This window comes from Snodgrassella sp. B3837 (genome assembly GCF_026535955.1).
In the GTDB taxonomy this organism is placed as follows: domain Bacteria; phylum Pseudomonadota; class Gammaproteobacteria; order Burkholderiales; family Neisseriaceae; genus Snodgrassella; species Snodgrassella alvi_E.
Genome location: NZ_JAFNPI010000006.1, coordinates 541,222 through 541,645, shown reverse-complemented (window position 1 = coordinate 541,645; position 424 = coordinate 541,222). Strand labels below are relative to the sequence as shown.

The following is a 424-nucleotide window of genomic DNA, read 5'->3' as shown; positions in this document are numbered from 1 at the left end:
AAATACCTTATTAGGTTGTTTAGAATATTCAAAATCCCAACTTTCTTTTGATGATTCTAGAATATTATTAAACCATTGATTGAAGGTTTTAGGTTGTTTAGGGCTATATATGTTATAAATAATTGTATGAGCCCATGGAAAAGGTATTCCTTTAGGAATAAGAGTTTTATTATCATGTAAATAATCTATTTCGGTGTGTTCTTTATAGCTCATCAGCGCACCATCAGTGAGGCGATAAAGCAAACCAAAGCTTTCAATGGGTAGCTGATAGGTAATAGGCGGACGTTTGTATTCTTGTGCTTTTTTGCTGGCATCAAAATCACCAGGGTCTCCAACATAACGTACCCAGTGAAGTACTACGCCGTCGGGAATACTGACTGGTTTACCGCCCAGATTACCAATGGAATCATAACGGCCAAATCGG

1 protein-coding gene is annotated in these 424 nt (G+C 37.3%); it reads right to left on the bottom strand.

Annotation, left to right across the window (positions count from 1 at the left end):
- On the bottom strand, positions 1–424 hold a 424-nt coding region (locus J3U67_RS03400), incomplete at both ends, for a hypothetical protein (RefSeq protein WP_267403781.1).